Here is a 4,113-nt window from a genome sequence, read left to right as displayed (position 1 = left end):
CGGTGGTCACCGCCTTGTACAGGTACGGACTGGACGAATCGATTTCCTTGGTGAACAGGAACGGGGTGTGGATACGGGTACCGGTCAGCTTGCCGGTGTTGTTGTCGGTCGGGATGTACAGGTTATGCTCCTGCGCAACAACCTCGATGCTGCCTTCACGATCCTGAACGTCAACAGACCCTTTGATGTCCGCGCCGCCGTCGTCTTTCAGCCACAGATAAACAGGAATTGCCATCGGATTTACTCCATTAATGTTGAGAAACGTCATCATCCTGCGATAACGCTGAGGGTTTGCCCGGTATCTGGCAGGCACTGGCCTGCGGTACCAGACTGATTTCGACACGGCGGTTGAGCACACGGCCCTCCGGGGTGTCATTGGTTGCGATCGGACGGCTTGCGCCATAGCCCTGCACCGCAAAACAGCTTTCCGGCACGTCACCGGTGTCCCGCATCCAGTCGCGCACCGCTTCAGCACGTTTCTGTGACAGCGCCTGGTTCAGTTGCGCATTCCCGGTGTTATCCGTGTGGCCTGCGACCACAATCAGCCAGCCCGGCTTCGCCTTAATGCCGACCAGCGAGTTCACCAGCATTTTGGTGGAGCCGGTTTTGAGGTCGTATTTACCCGAATCGAACAGCGACATGCTGTCGAGGCGAATGGTTTTCGGGCCCTGAATGATTTTTTTAATGACCGGTGGAGGCGGGGGCGGAGGTGCCCAGTCGCTGACGGCGGCCTCAACGTACGGAATCAGGCGCAGCCCCTGATACAGACCCAGGCGATAACGCAGTGGCTCCCCACGGCGCTGCCAGTCGTCCAGAAATGCACCATCAGCCCTAAGGCGCTGCTGCGCCCGCAGTTTCGGTGCCACAGGATTCCCCGCCAGTTGGTGATACAACGCAAGGTGATCGCCAACATTACGAATGAGGCGCTGGTTGTTCATCCAGGACGCCAGCATGGCCAGCGCGAGGAAAATTCCGCCCAGTAGTCCGGCATGACGCCAGAACACCATTCGGCGGCTGACGCCGCGCCGGCGTGGTAACGCTGGCAACAGCTGCTCAGGCAATGGCAGTAGCGCTGTGGTCTCGGCCGTATCCGGTGGCAGCGACGTCACAGAAGTGATGTGTTGTTGCCAGATATTGCCCGCGGCACCGCTCACCGACACCATGCACATGCCCTGTACGCAGAGTTTCATCATCGGTAGTTCACCCAGCCGTACCGACAGCAGGTCATTCACCGCGCGGTTCTGCCAGGCAAGCAGGCTGTCCAGCCACAGACCCAGACTCAGACGAGAAAGTCGCCCGTCAGATCCACTATCCCGGGTCCACTCCGTCAATGACACATTGCCCTGACCGGGCTGATACACCTGAATACCGCTTCGCTGGCTTACAGTGGTAAACCAGACGGGTTCGGGCTCCGCGCAGACCGCAGGGGGCGATACCCAGGTCACGGTCCACAGCGGGGGAATCGTGCCAAACGCCGCACGGCACTGGACCACAGCACGCTGCCAGCCCCGCAGAGACTGGGTAAAATTATCACCGGATGTGTGCTGTTCAGGTACCACCGCCAGCATGACGGAGATTTGAGATACCAGAGCCGGGCGCGCCAGACTCAGGTGTTGGGCAAAGAGTGGCAGCTGTTCCGCATCTTTCACCCACAGATACCATCCCTGCCGGGTTTCCCGATGGTGGGAGCCAGACACAAACAGTGGAGCGTTATCCCCACAGACCAGGATCACCGCCCCCTGAAAGTCTTCCGGGGGCAGGTTTTCATCCACAATCTCCCGGGCAGCGGCCGCTCGCGCCTGAGAAGCCCAGCTCTGACGCCAGAACATCACCCCGGACACCAGAACAGCCAACAGGCTAAGTGCCAAACGGCTACCTGTAGACAGTGGCCAGAATCCGAGAATGAGCCACAGCGCCAGTACAGCCCCCAGAGCAGTTAACAGACTTCGATACGCATCCCGCATCGCTTACCCCGGCCTGACGGTCTGGCTTACCAGATCGGTAAGCGAAGACGAAAGAAAGAACCAGAGCGCCGCCAGGGCGACAGCGGCCACAACCCAACTCAGCCAGTACCAGCGACGGCCACTATGCAGACGTGAAGCGCGTGCAACAATGGGGGCGTCCTGCACCACCGTGAAGGCCGGCACCCGTTCCGCGAGAACGCGAACAATATCTTCCCGACGCTCATCATCCTGGGCACGATACTGACCCACGAACCCCAGTTGCAGAGTCCGGTACATGCAGGTCAGGACGGCGGCGTCAGGGGCGGTTTCTTTCAGCAGGTTTCGGATCCTTTCCCATAAATCCTCACCGGCATTAAGGGTGCCAAAGAAATGCGCCTGTAGCGGGTCACGGTGCCAGATCAAATAGCCATCATCGGTGGTTCCCCGGTTCATCACGCTTTCATCAAGCAGTGCGCACAGGGCATACACCATATGGTCACGGCTGATATCGCTGTAACCTGCCTCCGTGAGCGCCGCTTTTGCCTCCAACACCAGATGGCAGGCCCGACGATAGAGCCCTTCCCCATCACGGACTTCCTGACCGCCTCGCAGTTGGCTGGCCATCAGCCACCCCGGGTAAAAAATACGTTCTGTCTGGCTGAGTTCGGATTTATTCATGAGCGCAGCACCGCAAAGAGTTCAAGTTTCACATCCCCCAGTGAGCGCGGGGTATAGAAGGTGCAACTGCCCATCTCAAGCATCGCGCGACCCGCATCAGTACTCAGATCCAGCGAGAAATACTGATTCTCAAGACGTAACGGGATAGCGGCCGGAACATGCGTCAGAGGTTTGATAACCATTCCGCTCAGGGCCACATTCACCACGTCCGACACATCATCAAAGCTGCCCGCTTTACACAGCTGCGGGAATCTCGTCTGAAGCTCATGGTTCGGCATGGAGGAGCGTACGGAGAGGTAGAAATCCGCCCCTTCGCGCAGGCGCGCATCGTGCAGAGCACCTTTCCAGATCTGATCCTGATGCTCCAGATGGATACTCACCACTCGAGACGGCAAACTCGCTTCCAGCAGCTTATCGAGCAGTGCCAGCAACGGCGGGAATACCCGCTCCGGTGCATCGTGCTGATAAGCAGGAATGTCCCCAGCATCGTGCTCCAGTGAGAAGGTCAGCAGGCTGCCTGCCAGACGTGCCAGTTCGCAGTACATCAGTTCTGGATGACGCTCCGACGTCTGCAGCAGTTCCATCAGTACCGGCTCGGCGCTATTCAGGGCATTGAGCAGCCAGAACAGGGAGACATCCGCGACCGCAAAGTCGGCCATCCGCTCATTGCTTTCACGGCGCATGGCCATCAGACGCTTACGTCGTGCCTGTAGGCGGACCAGCAGGTCACCCAGTTCAGTGGTCAGCCACGGGCTCGCGGCAACAGACAGCATCGGCGGGATAAAGGCCGGGTCTCGGCTCCACTGCCCCTGCACATTACGCACCAGGCGGGTCACCGGACAGGTCAGATAAGCGGAGTTTTCCTGCGTAGACAAACGAAGCGTGATGGCATTACGCAGAATGGCGAGTTCCCCACTTTCATGCCCGGCCAGTTCCTGAACCACAACACGCTCAGCTTTCCAGCGACGCGGGCGCTCACTGTCCTGGCCGTTATCGAGGTTGCCGCCACTGGCGCTCAGTAACGGCAGGGCAACAACCACTTCAACGGTTTCAGAGCCACTTGCGGTGGAAAAATCACAGACTGGCGGAAGGTTATCGGCCAGTTCGGTATCAACAAGGGTACCATCCTGAAAGCGCACCACCAGACGGGTGGCATTCAGGCGCGCGAGTGCCAGTGCAGCGTCATCAAACTCTGCCGCAACCACGCCCCAGGGATGAGAAATACCCATCCGGGCGACCATGTCGGCAACGTGTCCATTCCAGCGAGCCTGCTGCTGGAACTGTTGCGGGGCCAGAGCAGCCCCATCCTCCCAAAGTGGGCGGTAAATTTTCATCCCTGGTTTCCCCTCGCCTTACGATTTGGCTTTCGGCATCTGGGAAACCAGTGACAGGTTGACGTCCATGCCTTCCACCTGGAAGTGCGGGATGGCGTACAACTTCACGCGGAAGAACCCCGGGTTATCCTCGATATCCTCCACAACGACCTTCGCGT

General features: G+C 59.0%; 4 protein-coding genes and 1 pseudogene. All 5 read right to left on the bottom strand.

Annotated features, from left to right (window positions below):
- Positions 1-235 (bottom strand): annotated as a pseudogene (gene hcp / locus NNO02_RS22785) (type VI secretion system effector Hcp); the annotation flags it as partial.
- Between the two features lie 13 nt (positions 236-248).
- A complete protein-coding gene (locus tag NNO02_RS22780; protein ID WP_271455826.1) occupies positions 249-1,964 on the bottom strand; it encodes an OmpA family protein in 1,716 nt (571 codons plus the stop codon).
- Between the two features lie 3 nt (positions 1,965-1,967).
- Positions 1,968-2,621, bottom strand: a complete 654-nt coding sequence (gene tssL, locus NNO02_RS22775; protein WP_271455825.1) for a type VI secretion system protein TssL, short form — start codon at positions 2,619-2,621, stop codon at positions 1,968-1,970.
- Complete coding sequence (tssK, locus tag NNO02_RS22770; RefSeq protein WP_271455824.1) at positions 2,618-3,955, bottom strand: type VI secretion system baseplate subunit TssK; 1,338 nt, start codon at positions 3,953-3,955, stop codon at positions 2,618-2,620. Before tssK ends, tssL begins: the two co-directional genes overlap by 4 nt.
- Before the next feature lie 18 nt (positions 3,956-3,973).
- Positions 3,974-4,113 (bottom strand): hypothetical protein (locus NNO02_RS22765; protein WP_271455827.1); only part of this gene is annotated, 140 nt, incomplete at its 5' end.

Source organism: Citrobacter sp. Awk 2 (assembly GCF_028069815.1).
Lineage (GTDB): Bacteria > Pseudomonadota > Gammaproteobacteria > Enterobacterales > Enterobacteriaceae > Citrobacter.
Note: the sequence above shows the minus strand (reverse complement) of the source record. Positions and strands in the feature narration are given on the sequence as shown.

Bases quoted from the DNA above. Each gene is read 5' to 3' on its own strand.
- NNO02_RS22780 (WP_271455826.1), bottom strand. From the start codon at position 1,964: ATGCGGGATGCGTATCGAAGTCTGTTAACTGCTCTGGGGGCTGTACTG.
- tssK (WP_271455824.1), bottom strand. From the start codon at position 3,955: ATGAAAATTTACCGCCCACTTTGGGAGGATGGGGCTGCTCTGGCCCCG.
- tssL (WP_271455825.1), bottom strand. From the start codon at position 2,621: ATGAATAAATCCGAACTCAGCCAGACAGAACGTATTTTTTACCCGGGG.